Raw genomic sequence first — 16,232 nt, forward strand, 5'->3', positions numbered from 1 at the left:
CCGGGCCGGGTGTGACGGCCACGCCCGGCCGGCGACCTGTCGCCGCCGACCTACCTACCTGGCGCCAGCGGTAAGCCGGCTGAAACCCTGGCCGTCATCGAGCGTGTACGTCTTGCCCGACGGACCGGGAGAGGCCGGAGGTGACAAAGATCCGCCCCGCCGAACGCGATCGGTCGAGGATGCGAGCCGGACCGGCAACCACCGGAGCACGCCAAATCGACTGCGGGGTCACAGGCCGGCAAGCCAGCGATGCCCTGGGTGCACGCGAGCGAGCAGCTCAGCCAAGGTCGCGCGCTGCTCCGAGCTCATGTGCGGGACGGTCCCGTCGAAGTCGGCCTGGTCCTTCGGGCGTACATGCTTGGCCTTGAACAGCAGAACCAGCTCGGGCGCAAGGTATGGAACGCCGTCCTCGGCGTGGTGGATGATGTCGCGGTACGGAAGTCGGATCGTCTCGTCACGCCGGCAGATCCAGGTGTCGCCTTGGTGCGGTTCCCGGAAAACGTCCAGCAGATAATTGCCGGTCACCGGGTCGCGCAGCCAGGTCTGATGCGTGGCCGCAAGCTCGTCCGGTGTCGCGTCCTCCCAGATTCGGCCGTCGCTCACAGTGTCGAAGATGTATCCGGGAAAACGGCCGCGGATATCGGGGAAGCTCACCGCCGGAATCGCTATCTCGATGTCACCGTGTTCGCGTGTCTGCTCGCCGCGAAACAAGTCCAAAGCCCAACCCGCCGCCACGCACCAGGGCGCCGCCGTGCCGGCCAGGTGTTCTGCGACCTCGTTCGGAGTCCAGCACGACGCCCACCGAGCACCCAGCGCGTCGATCTCGGCCGGCGAGAGCTGGTGACCACCTGCGGGCAGTTGCTCACTCATCGCCAAAATCTAACAGCGGAATCGAAGGCCCCTCGCTCGTTTCGACGCCGGCCGCGCCGAGCAGAAGTCGCAGTGTTCTGGCGAGGGCCTCGATCTGATCGTTCTCGATGAAAATCAGATTTCGGTACGCGAGGTGGTCGGCCAATCGTTCCGCCAACTCACGCGCGACGTCGTCACCCGGCTCGTCGGTGGTCCCGCCGGAATGCCGGCCCCTGATCCACGTCTCCACGTCCGACCGCCACCAGACGCGACCCATCCTCAGTTCCTGATAGGGCGCCGGGAAGTCCGGCCGGTCGGCCAACTGTTGGATGCGCTGACGGCACAATCCGAGCCGTTCGGCGATTTCACGGCTTCCCATCAGCATCGGTTTGAGATGCACGTCCACCTATTCACCACCGTTCAGCGGTTCGAGGCGCGCGTCATTCATCCGGCCCAGAAAACGGCGCAGCGCATCCTCGGCGCCGATGCCGACTGCCGTCAGCGCGGCAGCAAGATCGCTTTGCGGAATCATCGGCCCTCGTTCACATCGGCCAAAATCTCGGCCTTCAACTGGTCCGGGGTAATCGCGCTGACCGGCTCCTGCCCGCCGGTCTCACGAACCGCGGCCCACCTGTCCGGCCACGCCATTGACGCCGGGTAATGCCACACCAGCCAGCCCGGGAAGTCGCGTTCGAGCGCCACACAGATGCCGGGCGCGTCGGCCGGCCAGCCGAGCAGATCGGCGAACAGCGGCCGACAGACGCGCAGCCCACCCGGCCCTTCCCGGTGAAGAGCGGCCAACGCCGCGAGCAATTGGTTCGCCGCGTCCGCCCCAAGCCTCAAGATCAAGACCTTGCTCCCGTACGCACGGTGTGGCAGACCGCGCAGTCGAGCGTCCGACCGCAGCCGGGGCACCAGCGGCCCCGATTGCGTCCGATGGAGAGCCCACCGATCAATCCGATCACGGCTCCCGCTATCGCGATCATGGCCAGCATCGCAATCCTCCCGAAGTCAATTGACTCTTGCGGGTACCGATGCTCACCTTGACAGGCAACACTCAGCAATGCCCTGAGCAGCGTTTTCTCAATTAATCAGAGCAAATGTGCAAGTTGCAGTCTTGACCTACCAGAAAGCCAAGCGGACCCTTCCACCGTGTAACCCAGGCTGATTTAACGTGGAAAGGGACGGACGTGTTAGCTTCCGATGTCGCAGGCTCCAACATCCCTCGGCGGACGCTTGGGCTGGCTCTGCGGAAAGCTCGCGAGGATGCCAGCATCACGATGGTCGAGGCGGCTGAGGCAATCGGCCAGTCAGTCCAGAGCCTCCGCCGCATCGAGCAAGGCACCGTGTCCACCCCCAAGGCCAAGGTGACCGTCCTGTGCATGACCTACCGGCTGCCACCGACGACTCGGATGGTCCTGGAACAGCTTGCGGCTGAAACCAAATCCAAGAGTTGGTGGCAGTCATTCGGAGATGCCGTTCCGGCCTGGTTCGAGCTCTACGTCGCGCTCGAGCAGACCGCACATCACATTCGAACTTTCGAACCGTGGCTCGTGCCCGGCCTACTCCAAGAGAACGCCTACATGGAGACGGCGATCCTTGCGATCGAGCCTGATCTGCCGGCTGACCAGTCAGCGGCCCGCGCCGAGGTTCGACGTTCGCGCCAACGGCAGCTCACCCGGTCGTTTCCTCAACCACCCCGGCTGGAAGCGATCATCGCGGAGCCGGTCCTGCTGGCCGAGCTGCCCGGAGGCGTAATGCGGGCGCAAGTGTGGCACCTGTTGAAGGCGACCGAGCTCCCGCACGTGTCCCTACGGGTCCTTCCCCTCTCGGCTGGATTGCATCGCGCATCCAGTGCCGGCGGTTTCGTCTTTCTCGATTTTCCGACCGAGAACAGGAACACACCCCCCAGCACGGTCTATATCGAAAGCCAGACCGGCGGCATCTATCTCGACCGGCCGCGCGAGCTCGAGACCTACACAAAGGTATGGGCGGGGATCGACGCCGCCGCCTTGGATCAGGCTGCATCGATAGAGTTGATGTCCCACAGGTTGAAGGAGCTGAACGATCGTGAGTCTTGACCTGACCGGCGCGGAGTGGCGCAAGTCAACCCGGTCCGGCAGCGGCAACTGCGTCGAGGTTGCCCTCGAACTACCCGGCGCGCCCGGCTACGTCGCCGTCCGCCACAGCCAGCGCCCTGGTGCCGAAGTAATCGTCTACACCGACGCCGAATGGTCCGCCTTCCTCACCGGCGCCCGCGACGGCGAGTTCGACAAACCCTGAACCCAGGCCTCGCGCCCGTCCCGACCGCTGGACACCGCGGGCTCAGTAGGGTTGATTTCCCACCGGCTGAAGGAGCTGAACGATCGTGAGTCCTGACCTGAAAGACGCGGTATGGCGCAAGTCGACCCGGTCCGGCAGCCAGAACTGTGTCGAGGTGGCCCTTGAACTGCCGAACGCGCCCGGCTACGTCGCGGTCCGCCACAGCCAGCGCCCTGGTGCCGAAGTAATCGTCTACACCGACGCCGAATGGTCCGCCTTCCTCACCGGCGCCCGCGACGGCGAGTTCGACAAACCCTGAACCCAGGCCTCGCGCCCGTCCCACGATTCAGGGACGGGCGCGAGCAAACTCGGGGGAGGTCGTCGACCGCCGATCCGTCCTCAGGAGTGGCAGTCGAGCTCGATGATGAAGGTGTCGTCCGGCAACCCGTCGAGATACGGCCAGAGCAGCGCGGTGAAGTCCGGCGTCTGCTCCACGTCGAACCACTGGCCGTCGACCGTGACCAGCGCATACGTCAGTAGCGCTTCCTGGACGGCCATGTCGATGAAGCGCTGCTCGTCGTCGCCGAGGTAGGCAAGCTCCGTGGCCCGCAGCAGCGCGAGGACATCGTCTTCGTCATCCCGGCGCGCGGTGATCTCCGCGACGAGGGGTTGTGCCTCGTACTCCGCACGCGACTCGCATTCCTCGATGGATCGGGCCGGAGGATGCCGGGACACCGCCTCACGCCATGCGGCCCACACCTGGTAAGCCCGGTCCCGCGCTGCCGTCCGCATCCCGGCCAGGTCGAGCACCTTCTTCGGACCGCCGTCGCACCGGAGCGGATCGGCCGGCCATTGGCTGCTCGGCACGATGAGCGGGTCGTCCACGTACTCCGGCCGGACCAGGAACTGCCCGGACGAGTTCCAGTAGTCCCACTCCCCCAAGCCGGTCTCGTCATCGATCCGGTAGGGCGCCAGCGCCCCGCCGACCGCCGTCCGCCAGTCCGCTTCCGATCCCGACGACAGGCAGACGTAAACCCCGAAATGCGACAAAGTCGCCTAACCTTCTGACCCGTACGTCTCATCGCACTTCACCCAGAACTGCGCCCGAAGTTTGTGCCGGGCTGCTTCATCCAAGTCGATGACGCCGAGGCGATCCGACAGGTCGGTCAGCAGCGCCTTGTCGATGTCTCGGGGAATCGACGGCTTGCCCGCGGTGAGTGCCGCGAGCTCTCCCGCACTGGCGGATCTGCGGAAAGTCGTCAGGACTCGGTTGACCACCGAGTCGACCTGCTCGTCAAAATCGGCGGCCGGGCTCTGCGGCGCGCTGTCAAGGTCCGCGCCTGACACGAACGTGGACGCCGGACGGAGCACGCCTGCTTGCGGCCGCCCTCCTTGCGGTGTCACCACCGTTGACCGCGCCGCCGGAGCCACTTCGACCTTCGTCACCGTCTGGTCGACGGTTTCCGGGAAGAGGATCTTGAGACCGTCGGCCGCACGGATGAGATGCCGGCTGATGCCGTGCGGCTTGTCCTCGGCGTTGGGAACGGCGAGCAGGAAGACCTGCACACCATGAACCTGGGCCTCCTCGACAGCCTCGGTCAGGTCGTCGTCCCCGGAGACGAGGATGAAGACCTCTGCGACGCCGTTACGCGCATGCGCCACAAGATCAAGGCCGATGCGCAGGTCAACGCCCTTCTGCTGACCTTCCACGCCGAACCGGCCGAGCCGCAACTTGACGTTGGAGAGCTCGCCGATGAGCTGCTGTTGAGGGTCGGGTACGCCGTCTCTCGCGGAGTCGTACCAGTGGACTCGCAGCATCGGCAGCTCCGACAGCTTCTCGGCCTGCTGAACGAGCCCGTCGACCAGCGATTCGTAGTCGACCTGAATTCCGTTGCGCAGCGACGTCCCGGTCACCCGCACGGCTGCGGCGCTGAGCAGGTAACCGACGTCCACGTATAGGGAGCACCTAGGCCTCACGATCCAAAGGATGCCACCAGGTCAGCGTCGGGCTACCGACCAGGGCCGGCACGGGCGGCTCGGACGAACGGAACGCAACGCTCCAGACTCCCTGCAACAAGGAGCCCAGCGATGCTGCCACAGCGAAGGCCTAGATTCGATCCGTTCGCCGCGGTGTCGGCTGGTCAGCTCCACCTCGGGCTGTGCGCGAATCATCGCGAGACTGCGTTTCCTCAGTTCACGGTCTTTCAAAAGTACGCCCGAAGGACCCGAACCTCTAACCTTCCGATCCGCAGTCATATGACTAGTGGTCACGAGTACACTCTGCGACGTTCGCACTCAAAGTCGCCCTCAAAGACATATCACCAGCTCAGGGCAACTTCACGTTTCCGCGGCCCGGGGCCGAGTGCGCGATTGACTCGCTTCCTCAACCGATCGCCGCCGCTGGAACGTACTGATTTAGTCGTGCCCGTACTGAAGCGGTCGCCGACATCCGACCACCCACGGATCACCACGCACTGCCATCACTGGGCGTAACGAGCCGTCACAACAACAACGAGCAGACATCGACGACCATCAAATGTCACCTAGGAAGAAACGCACCCCCTGGGTAGGGTCGTCGCATACTGTCTACTCGCGTCGAGGGCAACGATCGCCGACAATTTGCCTCACACGATAGGCGGCATCGACTCTTCGGATCGCTGGGTGACGCCGCTAACACCGCTTGAGCCTCTGCGAAAAGGGTCAGCGAGCGCTTTGAATCATCTGGGCAGCCTTGGCATCGAGTCGCTGAGCAGCGGGGGCACCACGCCTTCGGTAAGGAGCGAGGTGTGCTCGCAGTGATCGAAGCGCGTTTGTAGTGCGAGCAGAGTGGACGCCGGCCATCGCGTCGAGAGCGTTTGTCCAGGTCGTGCACGCCGCGTCGAGGTGGCCACCACGGCATTGGGTTTCCGCAAGGTCCGCCATGGTCAGGGCGTAAACCCGCGGATGGGTAGCAGGATCCCATGCGCTTGCTGAACGGGTTAGTTGCTCCTCAGCGGCGGGCAAGTCTCCGCACGCTTGCAGAGTCTTGCCCGCTTGATGGGCAAGCCGGGCCTCGGCTGGACCGCCCAGCGCCACCCAACTGGGCCGCTGGTCCTCGCGGTCACGCCCGATGAGGACTTCTGCCCTGTGCAAAGCGCCCGCAGCTCGCCTCGGTGATTTGTCGGCGGCGTGAGCTCGCGCTTGGGTGAGCACGAAGAGGCTTTCGATCGCTGGGTCCACACGGCCGCGGACCAGACGGAGCGCCTCGTCGGCCAAGTCGAGGCAATGCTGTGAGAGGCCGAGATCGATGGCTTGATGCGCGAGGATGCGCAGCGTGTAGGCGGTATGTGCGTAAGGGTCCGCGACCTGCGCGAGGGAGTGTGCATGCAAGTAATACCGCTGTGCGAGGCCGGCTAGGCCAAGATCGTGGGCCTTCCAACCAGCCAGGTAGGCGACCTGTGCCGCCGCGCCGTACATCTGCCTGCGGACTTCATCGGTGGCGAACCGGCTGTTGAGGTAAGTGGCCACGTCCGTGGTCAGGTATTCAGCGACAGCGCTACGGGCGTGAGCGCCCCCGATGCGCTCGTCGGCCGCGGTGAATGCGGCGGTCATGTCTTTAACTGCCTGGACCTCGCCGGCGCCAACCATGCTCGTCCCGCGGGCGGCCCGGTGAGCTTGGGCAGCGTGTTCGGCGGTCTGGTCGAGCGGTAGAAGTAGGGCGCCGAGCGAGTAGGTGATCATTGTGCGTCGGTTCACGTCGGCCCGCCCCAATCTGGCGATGGCGTCGACCGGGTCGCCCATCGCCTGCTCCTGGTCGAAGCTTCCCTCTTCGGGCGAGGTTAGTCCGATGTCGGCCAGCGTGAGCCTTCTACGGGTGTGCCGTGACAGTGCTTCGCGTAAATATTCTGCGGTCCGGTCCCGCGGCTGCATGCCCGAGAGCCAATGCGAGATGGAAGCTCGGGTGCTGCGGTCGGTCTCCCGGTTCTCCTTGGCGACCACCCGCACGGTTGCAGCCAGGGCGTCGTAACTGCAGCGGGCCTCTTTGATCCGGTCGGCCAGCGCGTGATTGGGTGCTGGTGACGTCGTGCGCATGACCTGCCTCCGGGGTGGCGAAGTCGCCGCGTCGGGTGACATCCGCCGACGGCCGGTCCGCTGTTCTGCCGACCGCCAGCACGGTGCCGTTAGGCTGCCTGGCCACGAGTGCGAGAGTGGATACCCGCATCGCTGGCGTAGTCCTGGTCGACGCGGCCGGACGGCTGTTGTTGCAGCTGAGGGATGGGAACACGCGGGTCGATCCGCACCGTTGGTACCTGCCGGGTGGGCACGTCGACGACGGTGTGGATTTTCGCGTCGCGGCGCACCGGGAGCTGGGCGAAGAGGCCGGCCTCAAGGACGACAAGCTCACCCTGTTCACCCAGGAGCTGCTGCCCTCAGGGACGTGCCCCGGGACGATCGGCGAGTTCGTGATCTTCTACGCGGCCACTGACGCCGCCGACGAGGACGTGGTGTGCGGCGAGGGGGCAGCGGTGCGGTTCGTCGACCCGGTGACGATTGCCGGCCTCGAGTTCGGCGCCGCGTAGGCCGTGGTCGTGCCCCGGTTCTTGGCCTCCGACGCGTACCGGGAGCTCGTCAGCGTGGAGCCGTCTGCGGGGCGCCGTCCATTCGTCGCCGGCACTACCGCCTTCAGGACGCAGGTGGAAGCTGAAGACACCGTCGCCAGGAACATCCACAATGACGCCCGCCTTTCGGGCAGCATTGTCGTAGGCGAGATTCCCGAGATCAGGCGCCCAACTTGACGAGCTGTCGCGCGCTTCCTGGTGGGTTGCGTTTTCTCCACTCATGACGCCGACGGTATGGGGCCTACCGTTGGCGAATATGAATTAGAGGAATACGCGGCTATCCGTCGAGGTGGAAGCGGTCAGACATGCGCCGCAACTTCTCCCGCGTAGCCGTCCGTTCCGCGTAAACAATCTTGCGCAGAGTCGCTCGCCCGATCGGGTGGTTCCGTACCAACTGCGGCGCGATCTTCTCGGCTTTCTCCAGCTCCACGAGCGCCTTGTCACGGTTGCCGTCCCACAGCCACGCACGGGCGAGGTCCATATGGTGGTGACCACGACGCGAGCTCGGCAGGGCCGCGACCCTGGCCGGGTCGGCACGCTCGTTGAGGACCAAGGCCTTTGCGTGATCACCCATCTCCAGCTGCACCGCAACCGCATGTACCTCAACGTTGCCACCGGAGAACGTCAGAGAGTGCCGGTCGAACGGCGGCTCATCCTCGATGTCCATCCGCTCTGCCGCAGTCTTGGCGTGCCCGATCCGCTCCTCTGCCTCGGCTGCCCGCCCGGCACGTGCTGCCGCGACTCCAGCCCGCAGGTGAATCGTTCCCCATGCGCGGATCGCAAGCGGATCATCGGCGTTGTACTGATCCTCGATCGAGCGCAGGGCCTTGTCAGACAGCGCAATGGAGTCGTCCCAATCGGCGGTCGCCCACATGTCCCACACCCGCATCCAGTCCGCGACCGCCTCCATGACGGGATCACCCGACAAACGTGCTGACCACGCAGCTCTCTCGCAGGCCATAGCGATCAATTCCGGATGGCCCAAGGTGTGAGCAGCTGTATGTGCAAATTTGCACTCAATCCCGTAAATCGCGAAAGCCTCTTCGCGTTCCCGTCCGGAAGAGACCTCCGCAAGGGCTCGCGACTCGCGCAGCATGTCCGGAAGCACCTTCAAGATGGCGACGTTGGCAGCCGCGTCCCGAAGCCGATGCAGCCGTTCGGTGTCGAGCCATAGCTGCTCGGCAGGCCGGGGCTGGCCATCGAAGACCGGGCTCAGGTCGTAACGGCGCAGCTCACGCAGGATGGAGGCTGCCGACACCTGCCACTGATTCTCTGAGGCTTTACCAGCAACGTACGGTCGTTCCACCAGGTCGTTCGGGTGGCAATGCAACGCCGCTGCAAGTCGGTTGATGAGCGCAGCCCGGTCGAGCTCGATGGTTCCATTCTCGACTTTCGAGACCCACCCCTGAGTGCGACCCATCTCCGCTGCGAGATCGGCTTGAGCCATGCCCAGCCGCAGCCGCGCTCGTCGGACCCGCTCGCCGATCGATTCCCGCTCCTCAAGCACCGCCGCCTCCTCGCGCTGCGCGACCACGCCGACCCCGCTGGCCCAGGCCGCTACGACGACGGTACCGGCGAGCGGCCGATGCTTGCATCGAGTGCTGACGCACTCACGCAGACTTGATCGGTGATGCGGCCTCCGGAGAAGCCCGTCGACGGGGTGATTCAGCTGGCCCCGAACGGCAGGGCCCATCCGGATTTCTGACCCTGCCGCTCGGCGGTGGATCAGCTGTGTTGCTGGCGACCAATGCCGCGATAGGTCCAGCCGGCCGCGCGCCATAGATCGGCGTCGAGGCAGTTCATGCCGTCAATCACCCGAGGCGCGGCGACGAGCTGCGCGATCGCGGCCGGGTCAGCATGCCGGAACTCGTCCCATGCGGTCAGCACGCACACTAGGTCGGCGTCGGAAACCGCGTCCTCGAAACTCGGCGCGTACTGCAGGTGCGGGCTGACGCGGCGGGCGTTGTCCATGCCGGCGGGGTCGTAGACCACGACATTGGCGCCGTGCTGGTGCAGCATCCCGGCCACCGCCAGCGCCGGGGAGTCACGCACGTCATCGGTGTGCGGTTTGAACGCCGCGCCGAGCACCGCGACGGTGCATCCAGTCAGGTCCGCTCCGGTGGGACGGCTGGAGGTGCGGTCGAGCAGCCCGGCAGCGAGCTGGACGACATGTAGCCGGCGCCGCTGGTTGATGCCGTCGATCTCGTGAAGGAATCGCAGTTCGTGGCCGACGCCGAGTTCCGCGGCGCGGGCCTGGAAGGCGCGAATGTCCTTAGGCAGGCAGCCACCGCCGAAGCCCACGCCGGCACGCAGGAACGCTGTCCCAATACGAGCGTCGAGGCCGATAGCCTTGGCCAGGTCGGTGACATCGGCGCCGGCGGCGTCGCAGACGGCGCTGACCGCGTTGATGAAAGAGATCTTGGTGGCGAGGAAGGCGTTGGCGGCAACCTTGACAAGTTCGGCGGTGGCCGGGTCGGTGACCACCACAGGAACCTGCCGGTCGTCCTGCAGGGCCAGCTCGAACACGCCACGGTGCGCCGCCCGCAGGGCTGCCTCCGCGGCTGGGGAAGATACGCCGAAGACCAGCCGGTTTGGCCGCAGGACGTCTTCGAGAGCGTGGCCCTCCTGGAGGAACTCCGGTGACCAGGCGACCTCGACCTGTACTCCGCTGGGGGCGTGCTTTGCGGCCAGCTGGGCGACCCATTCGGTGGTATTCACCGGCACGGTGGACTTGCCGACCAGCAGCGCATCGCGGGTCAGGTGCGGCACCAGGCTGGTGACCGCCGCTTCGACATAGGTCAGGTCGGCCGAGGCGCTTTCGTCGGCGCGCTGCGGGGTGCCGACGCAGATGAAGTGCACGTCACCGTGGTCGGCGGCCTGCTGATAGTCGGTGGTGAACGCCAGCCGGCCGGCGGCGAGGTTGCGGTTGAGCAGTTCGCTCAACCCGGGTTCGACGAACGGGACCTGCCCGGCGGCGAGCGCTTGGATCTTGCGTTCGTCGACGTCGACGCCGAGGACTTCGTAGCCGAGCTCGGCGAAGCAGATCGCGTAGGTGGCGCCGAGGTAGCCGCAGCCCAGGAACGTCAGTCTCGGGCGGACGCCACCCGACGGAGGGCTGTACGACAGGGGCGCGGTGCTCGTTGCTGTGGTCAACGTGGCTCCAGGTCTCACGTGACTAGGCTCGCGGGCCGTCACGGTCGGATGGATGCGGTGCCGCAAGTCCGTGACCGTAACAGCCCGCAAGCCGATCACCGCGCGGGCATTGCCGTCTTTAGCCGATCTGGTGGTAATGCGGCTGCCAGCGCTCCATCCACCGATCGACCGCCTCGCCGTCGTCGGCGAGCCAACGGGCCGGTGTGGCGCGGGCGATGGCATCGGCCTCGTGCGTGCCGCTGTCCGCGAATGCCTGCTCCAGGTGGCGCCGGACCGCCTCGGCGCCGTCTGCGGTGGTGATGTCGAACTGGCAGCGCAGGTCAGGGTCACGCAGCCATGCAGCCAACAGGTGCGCGGGCAACCGGTACGGATTGCCGACTGCCATGACCGCCGCGACCCGTTCCGGGTCACGCACCGCAGTCGAGAACGGATGGTGCGCGCGGGGCCCGGGCCGGGTGTGCGGATACCGGTCGTGGCCGTGCAACTGGACCCGGCGCCCATCGAGATACACCACCTCGACGCCACGGGTCAGCGCGAAGTGCAGGGCTTCGCGGGCGGTGTCAATGATCGGTTCGCCGGCGTCGTTGAGCGAGGTGTTGCCCAGCACCGGCACACCGGTACGGGCAGCGAACAGGTTGAGCACCTGGTACAACCGCGGTGCGTCGGCTGCGGTGATCGTCTGCAGGCGAGCAGACATGTCGAGGTGCGCGACCGCCGGGATCAGCGGCCGGCGCATCCGCAGGATCCGGGCGGTCAGCAGCATGTACGGGCTGGGCCGGGTCTGCTCGAACCAATGCTGGACCTGTTCGGCCAAAATGATCGGCGCAACCGGACGCCACCACTGGCGCCGTTTGAGCCTGTTCAGACGGTCTTTGGACTCGGCCCGGGTGGGGTCGGCCAGCAACGACCGGTGCCCCAGGGCCCGCGGGCCGATCTCGGCGGCGCCCTCGAACCAGACAATCGGACCGGCCTGAAGATCGTCGACCACCCGGGCCGGGTCAAACTTCCCCACGTTGGTGATGTGGTCGGCGAACTCGCGCAGCGCTTCATCGGTGTCGCGGTCGACCCGGCCGAGATAGGCGCCGGGGAAGCGGAACGTGAAGCCGGGCAGTCGATGGTGGAAGGCGGCCAGGCCGAGCCCGAGCGCCTGCCCGGAGTCGTTCACGCACGGCGGGGCGAGCAACCCCTTGAAGCCGTACTTGTCGAGCAGGTGGGTGTTGGTGGGGCAGTTGAGCGCGAAGCCGCCCGCCAGCGCCAGGTGCGTCTGCGTGGGATCCAGGTCATGATCGTCGAGCATCCGCTCCACGGTGCGTTCCATGACGAGCGTGCACACGCCGTTGATCAGCTTCATCACGGCCGAGATGATCGCCTCACGGGGAACGAACCGAGGGTCGAGGTGCAGTTCCCCGGCCGTGGCCGCCCGCTGCACCGCAGCGGTCGCGGCATCAAGCACCGCGGCTGTCGCCGCTCGCACGTTGCGCGTGTCGAACCGGTGACCGGCCAGCAGGGTTCGGGGATCGAGGTCGATAGCAGTCTCGGTCGCGGTGGCCAGCGCCATCAGGGTGCCTTCCTGCATCCCAGTACGCAGTGCCGCCTCGAAATACAGGTTGGCGGGCGACTCGATCGACTCCACGCTGATTTTGCCGCCTCGACCCACCCCACCGGCGTACCAGTGCTGGGCGACGTGCTGCTCCAACACCCAGTCGGGGGCACCGTCGACGGCCAGGCCGAGAATTTGTCCCTCCCTCAGCAGGTGGGTGTTCATGAGCATCGCCGAGTACAAGTGAGCGATGGTGTGGACCGGGAGATCCTGCTCGGTAAAGGCGTAGTCCTCCTGTGGGACGGTTGCCAGCCCAGGAGTGCCCCAGACCTCGTTCATCCCGGCCAGAGTGAAGCCCTCGGCACGCAGCAGACCGTCCACCAGATCGCGCAGGTCGTCGAGGGTTAAGGCCGAAATGCCGTGATGCTTCATCCCGGTGATCCGCTCCAACTCCCAGTGCCGTTGCACCGTGACCCGCCCATCAGCGAGCCGGAACAAGGTCATGTTGTTGTCGTGGCGCAGCCACATACCGAGCGCGCCCGCCACCCCGGGCGGGCTGAAGTACGTCGACAGATAGTGACCGTCACGCATCACGCACGTCCTCTGCAGTCGTTGGGACAGGAAGACCCCAGCCGGCCGGCACGGGAATACAGTCAGTCAACTCTTGATCACTTCTGGCGCGTACTGGCTCCGGACGCCGATGCGTTTAACCCGTTGCAACCAGCCATAGTTCGTCCGGCGAAACGGGTCGCGTTGCCCATTCGGATCTGACGGTGCTCGCGCACCGCTGCGCGCCCCGACGGTGCGGGCGCATCGCACGACAGCGAAAACGCGCCGGGCATGGGCACGCCGTGCCCAGGACCTGAGCGACCAGGAGAACGTCCTATCGACGTATCCCACACCCCGACCCGGGCCAGCGCGCTGACGGTAATCGAGGCACGATGGGTCCTGCGCGAGGACCGCGTCAAAACCGGAGGCATCCCGAGCGGCACGAAGATGCCCACGGCGCGCAACCAGCGGCAGATCAGGTAGTTCCGATCGTTCATGGCGTCGAGCCGTCAGTGCCCATGCCGTGGGCACCGACGGTGGCTTCCTCCGCGGAACGGCGCGTCACCGGTTCGACATTGACCACGTGCGTACGCTCGACGATCGTGAACGAAGTCGTCTATCTGCGCTTCCAGAGCACCTCACCCAACCGTCGCGGAACGTTCCCCGGAGTTTTCGGCCTGGTGAACGGGCTGGCGCACGACGGGAGGTTGACGGCCGAACAGGAACATTTCAGAAAAATCAACAACGCCTGGTACGAGGCCAACTTCACCAACCCGAACACCGTCGATCCCACCGTCTACGACCGGGCTATCCACCCGAAGGCTGCCGCCTGGTTCAAGTCATCGGCATCGGAGATGATCGAACGAGTCAACGGCTATCTTAAAATCCTCGCCGACCACGGCATCGGATACGAACGCATCCAGTCGACCGACCCAGGCCGCATCATCTACGAAGACGAACACCAAATCGTGGTCGTACCCCACAACGAAGACCGCTCGCCCGACCCCACCGAGTAGCGCCAGTTCGCCAGATCTGCAGTGAGACGAGCGCTCATCGCAGATCAGTAGACAGGTCATGCCTTTCACGGATTTCTCGGCTGTGCCCGGTGACGCATGCACGGACGGACACCGGTACTACCGAGGCGGCGGCACTGAGGGGCAGCAGGCCAGCAGGCTGGACGTGCACTCGTACGGCTCGCCATCTTGGGATCCTTCCGCTCCCGTTGCGATCACCACGCCTCCACCAGGTGGGATTTCGGCGCCGGAAATGGGCAAGAAAAGGCCATGACCCTTGTTTCCACAGGTCACGGCCTTGATCGTTTGTGCACCCGAAGTGACTCGAACCCCCAACCCTCTAATCCGTAGCCACCGACATCGATTTAATGACTCAGGACACTAGCCTGGATTACTCGTTCAAGGCCGCATGACGAGGCACTAGCTCACGTTATAGCGACACCGCACGGTGCTCCCCACGGCCGAAAAGATCATCGAAAGGGTCGAGGAGAATACTTCCTTCAAGCACGCCATATATGCACTCGGTAGCAGAGATGTCGAACCGATACCAATTTTCGACATCATCATCGACGATGACGACTCCCCAGCTGTCGGGGTCGGCATCAAGAATCGCTTCCCAGTAAAAGTAAGTCGCCTCGACTGCGGCGAAGGCAATCAATCTTATTCCCGGTAAGAAGTACGAATCATCTAAATCTATGCCCGCTTGGCGCAAAGTGTCCCAAGCGCCGTCCCTCTCCCAGATGACGTCGACGATGCTGCCCGGCGAGCCAGCTTCCCCTGGGCCGTAAAGGCAGAGCCAATCGTCGACCAGAACAGGGCCGATACTGTCGATGAGCTGCTTGTAGTCGGAAGGGAAACTAATGCCGACCGCCGACTCTGCCGTTTCCCAGCCCCTTGCACCAAAGGAGGACCGGGTACCAATAATACCTAGCACCTGCTGACTGAAATTTGCCACGCCCTCACCTACGATTCAAGATGGTAACGTCAAGCATGAGTGGGTCTGGGTCGCTCCCTTGCGCACTAACCTCGGCCCTGCGTTAAGAGGGCGCCTGATCTTCTTAAAGGGCACCTTATCCTTACATGTCCGTTGAGTAGCGAAATACGAGTTAATCAGCGCCAGGAGCCCTATTCGCGTTGACGATCTCCCGCAGATCGTGCACCGGCGGCTTGATCCCTAGACCCTGCCGGGCCTCACGCCACTGCACCAGCACGGGCTCGATCAACGCCCACCGGGCATCCGACAGGTCCGTTCGATATGGAGGTCGCTCCATCCCCATGCCTGACCAACGAACGATCACGACCGATGACGTGCGCAAACGTGAACTATCCCCTTAGAGGATCAGACGCCCTCTCCGGTCTTCGATAGCTTTATGCGTTCCATCTGCCAGCAGGACGAGGGTGCCCGGCACGAAGGTGTTCGGGCATCCCTTGAGACCTTTCACTCCGGCCATGCGGGTCCGGCCGGTGCGTTCACGGCAGGACAGTTGGGCCGACGGCGTTACGGCCCGTCGTCACGGACCTGTGGGCTGTCCCGCAACCCGGAATCGATCATGTTGATGCCGGTGGCGTCGATGCTGAGCACGAGCAGATCCCGCGGCCCCGCCGGGTTGCCGGGCTGAACAGCCCGGGCGGGAACCGGGTGCCGGGCATAGAAGTCACGCACGTCTCGGCCGGCGTCGGTAGTGATCTGCATAAGCTGTGCCTATGACGGTTGCACCAGAACCAAATACAACCGTCATAGCCACTCAGTCAGGAATCTGGATCGACAGGCAGAAGGGGGTGCCCCGCCGGATCCAGGAAGATCCGATATCGATCCGCAGCGGGCTGGTCGGCGAGTAACCGTGCCCCGAGGCGAACCGCCTCAGCTTCGGCTTCGTCAAGGTCATCAACCGACAGGTCGATGTGCATCTGCTTGGGCACGGCAGCATCTCCCCAGGTAGGCAGTCGATGGTCCGCCACCCGCATGGCCGCGATCCAGCCTCGGTTCGTCCGTACCGCAACGAAATCGTCGCCGGTCACGGCCATCTCGCCGCCGACAAGCTCAGCCCAGAACTGCGCCAGCTCGGCCGGGTCCCGGCAGTCGAGGACTACGGAAGCCAAGCGAGCGACAGCCATCCGGTCACCATTTCTTGACCCCCGCAAACGGCCGTACGAGAGCTGCCTACCATCAACGGCAACGCGTTCGCGATCAAAGGAATCGGCGTGCACCGGGAACTGGGTAACCGCGCCGACCCGCGGGTGGTCACCCTCGGCGGGGACGGCAGGTGC

Annotated in this window: 17 protein-coding genes and 2 pseudogenes; 5 read left to right on the forward strand and 14 right to left on the reverse strand. The window is 65.1% G+C overall.

The genetic code is table 11. The features are described 5' to 3' along the window. Window positions 1–228: 228 nt before the first annotated feature. The 4 genes from ACSHV8_RS24375 to ACSHV8_RS24390 are packed head-to-tail and all read right to left on the reverse strand — an operon-like array spanning window position 229 to window position 1,692. Complete coding sequence (locus tag ACSHV8_RS24375) at window positions 229–870, reverse strand: nucleotidyltransferase domain-containing protein (RefSeq protein ID WP_436536078.1); 642 nt, start codon at window positions 868–870, stop codon at window positions 229–231. Continuing rightward, entirely contained in the window at window positions 863–1,255 is a 393-nt protein-coding gene (locus tag ACSHV8_RS24380; RefSeq protein ID WP_436536079.1) for a helix-turn-helix transcriptional regulator, read from the reverse strand. Before ACSHV8_RS24380 ends, ACSHV8_RS24375 begins: the two co-directional genes overlap by 8 nt. After that, window positions 1,256–1,381: a hypothetical protein gene (locus ACSHV8_RS24385; protein WP_436536080.1), complete on the reverse strand. Its 126-nt coding sequence runs from the start codon at window positions 1,379–1,381 to the stop codon at window positions 1,256–1,258. Next, complete coding sequence (locus ACSHV8_RS24390; RefSeq protein ID WP_436536081.1) at window positions 1,378–1,692, reverse strand: hypothetical protein; 315 nt, start codon at window positions 1,690–1,692, stop codon at window positions 1,378–1,380. The genes ACSHV8_RS24385 and ACSHV8_RS24390 overlap by 4 nt, the downstream gene beginning before the upstream one ends. A gap of 347 nt (window positions 1,693–2,039) precedes the next feature. On the opposite strand from ACSHV8_RS24390, the gene ACSHV8_RS24395 reads away from it, so the two are divergent. The 3 genes from ACSHV8_RS24395 to ACSHV8_RS24405 all read left to right on the forward strand — a co-directional run bounded on the left by ACSHV8_RS24395 (window position 2,040) and on the right by ACSHV8_RS24405 (window position 3,430). Next, window positions 2,040–2,930 carry a helix-turn-helix domain-containing protein gene (locus ACSHV8_RS24395; RefSeq protein WP_436536082.1) on the forward strand — a complete coding sequence of 297 codons (891 nt, stop codon included), beginning with the start codon at window positions 2,040–2,042 and terminating at the stop codon, window positions 2,928–2,930. Beyond that, window positions 2,920–3,132 (forward strand): DUF397 domain-containing protein, encoded by a 213-nt coding sequence (locus ACSHV8_RS24400; protein WP_436536083.1) that lies wholly within the window; start codon window positions 2,920–2,922, stop codon window positions 3,130–3,132. Before ACSHV8_RS24395 ends, ACSHV8_RS24400 begins: the two co-directional genes overlap by 11 nt. 85 nt (window positions 3,133–3,217) lie before the next feature. Continuing rightward, window positions 3,218–3,430: a DUF397 domain-containing protein gene (locus ACSHV8_RS24405; RefSeq protein WP_436536084.1), complete on the forward strand. Its 213-nt coding sequence runs from the start codon at window positions 3,218–3,220 to the stop codon at window positions 3,428–3,430. An 80-nt stretch (window positions 3,431–3,510) separates the two neighbouring features. Here ACSHV8_RS24405 and ACSHV8_RS24410 read toward each other — a convergent pair whose 3' ends face one another. The 3 genes from ACSHV8_RS24410 to ACSHV8_RS24420 form a co-directional block, all read right to left on the reverse strand. Then, a complete protein-coding gene (locus ACSHV8_RS24410; RefSeq protein ID WP_436536085.1) occupies window positions 3,511–4,161 on the reverse strand; it encodes a hypothetical protein in 651 nt (216 codons plus the stop codon). 6 nt (window positions 4,162–4,167) lie between these two features. Further along, window positions 4,168–5,064, reverse strand: coding sequence for an NYN domain-containing protein (locus ACSHV8_RS24415; RefSeq protein ID WP_436536086.1), 897 nt, complete (start codon window positions 5,062–5,064; stop codon window positions 4,168–4,170). Between the two features lie 747 nt (window positions 5,065–5,811). Then, window positions 5,812–7,182, reverse strand: a complete 1,371-nt coding sequence (locus tag ACSHV8_RS24420) for a hypothetical protein (RefSeq protein ID WP_436536087.1) — start codon at window positions 7,180–7,182, stop codon at window positions 5,812–5,814. Window positions 7,183–7,298: 116 nt separating this feature from the next. Between ACSHV8_RS24420 and ACSHV8_RS24425 the strand changes: the two are divergent. Then, window positions 7,299–7,667: pseudogene (locus ACSHV8_RS24425) on the forward strand (NUDIX domain-containing protein); the annotation flags it as partial. A gap of 319 nt (window positions 7,668–7,986) precedes the next feature. Here ACSHV8_RS24425 and ACSHV8_RS24430 read toward each other — a convergent pair. The 3 genes from ACSHV8_RS24430 to ACSHV8_RS24440 form a co-directional block, all read right to left on the reverse strand. Beyond that, a complete protein-coding gene (locus ACSHV8_RS24430; protein ID WP_436536088.1) occupies window positions 7,987–9,243 on the reverse strand; it encodes a helix-turn-helix domain-containing protein in 1,257 nt (418 codons plus the stop codon). 191 nt (window positions 9,244–9,434) lie between these two features. Beyond that, the gene (locus tag ACSHV8_RS24435) at window positions 9,435–10,796 is read right to left on the reverse strand and encodes a UDP-glucose dehydrogenase family protein (protein WP_436536891.1); all 1,362 of its coding nucleotides are present in this window, start codon (window positions 10,794–10,796) and stop codon (window positions 9,435–9,437) included. A 184-nt stretch (window positions 10,797–10,980) separates the two neighbouring features. Continuing rightward, window positions 10,981–12,993 (reverse strand): carbamoyltransferase C-terminal domain-containing protein, encoded by a 2,013-nt coding sequence (locus tag ACSHV8_RS24440; protein WP_436536089.1) that lies wholly within the window; start codon window positions 12,991–12,993, stop codon window positions 10,981–10,983. Window positions 12,994–13,553: 560 nt separating this feature from the next. Between ACSHV8_RS24440 and ACSHV8_RS24445 the strand changes: the two genes are divergently transcribed. Then, window positions 13,554–13,967 carry a hypothetical protein gene (locus tag ACSHV8_RS24445; protein ID WP_436536090.1) on the forward strand — a complete coding sequence of 138 codons (414 nt, stop codon included), beginning with the start codon at window positions 13,554–13,556 and terminating at the stop codon, window positions 13,965–13,967. Window positions 13,968–14,394: 427 nt separating this feature from the next. Here the strand turns inward: ACSHV8_RS24445 and ACSHV8_RS24450 are convergent, their stop codons facing one another. From ACSHV8_RS24450 to ACSHV8_RS24465, 4 genes and pseudogenes are all read right to left on the reverse strand, one after another. After that, a complete protein-coding gene (locus tag ACSHV8_RS24450; RefSeq protein WP_436536091.1) occupies window positions 14,395–14,919 on the reverse strand; it encodes a hypothetical protein in 525 nt (174 codons plus the stop codon). Between the two features lie 175 nt (window positions 14,920–15,094). After that, window positions 15,095–15,235: pseudogene (locus ACSHV8_RS24455) on the reverse strand (IS5 family transposase); the annotation flags it as partial. A 227-nt stretch (window positions 15,236–15,462) separates the two neighbouring features. Beyond that, window positions 15,463–15,657: a hypothetical protein gene (locus tag ACSHV8_RS24460; RefSeq protein ID WP_436536092.1), complete on the reverse strand. Its 195-nt coding sequence runs from the start codon at window positions 15,655–15,657 to the stop codon at window positions 15,463–15,465. A 56-nt stretch (window positions 15,658–15,713) separates the two neighbouring features. Further along, a complete protein-coding gene (locus tag ACSHV8_RS24465) occupies window positions 15,714–16,079 on the reverse strand; it encodes a VOC family protein (RefSeq protein WP_436536093.1) in 366 nt (121 codons plus the stop codon). Between the last annotated feature and the right edge of the window lie 153 nt (window positions 16,080–16,232).

It is taken from the genome of Actinoplanes sp. HUAS TT8 (assembly GCF_051380535.1).
Taxonomy (GTDB): domain Bacteria; phylum Actinomycetota; class Actinomycetes; order Mycobacteriales; family Micromonosporaceae; genus Actinoplanes.

What these genes read in the sequence shown, in the direction of transcription:
- ACSHV8_RS24375 (WP_436536078.1), bottom strand. Translation starts at nt 870, where the DNA reads ATGAGTGAGCAACTGCCCGCAGGTGGTCACCAGCTCTCGCCGGCCGAG.
- ACSHV8_RS24385 (WP_436536080.1), bottom strand. Translation starts at nt 1,381, where the DNA reads ATGATTCCGCAAAGCGATCTTGCTGCCGCGCTGACGGCAGTCGGCATC.
- ACSHV8_RS24420 (WP_436536087.1), bottom strand. Translation starts at nt 7,182, where the DNA reads ATGCGCACGACGTCACCAGCACCCAATCACGCGCTGGCCGACCGGATC.
- ACSHV8_RS24440 (WP_436536089.1), bottom strand. Translation starts at nt 12,993, where the DNA reads ATGCGTGACGGTCACTATCTGTCGACGTACTTCAGCCCGCCCGGGGTG.
- ACSHV8_RS24460 (WP_436536092.1), bottom strand. Translation starts at nt 15,657, where the DNA reads ATGCAGATCACTACCGACGCCGGCCGAGACGTGCGTGACTTCTATGCC.
- ACSHV8_RS24465 (WP_436536093.1), bottom strand. Translation starts at nt 16,079, where the DNA reads ATGGCTGTCGCTCGCTTGGCTTCCGTAGTCCTCGACTGCCGGGACCCG.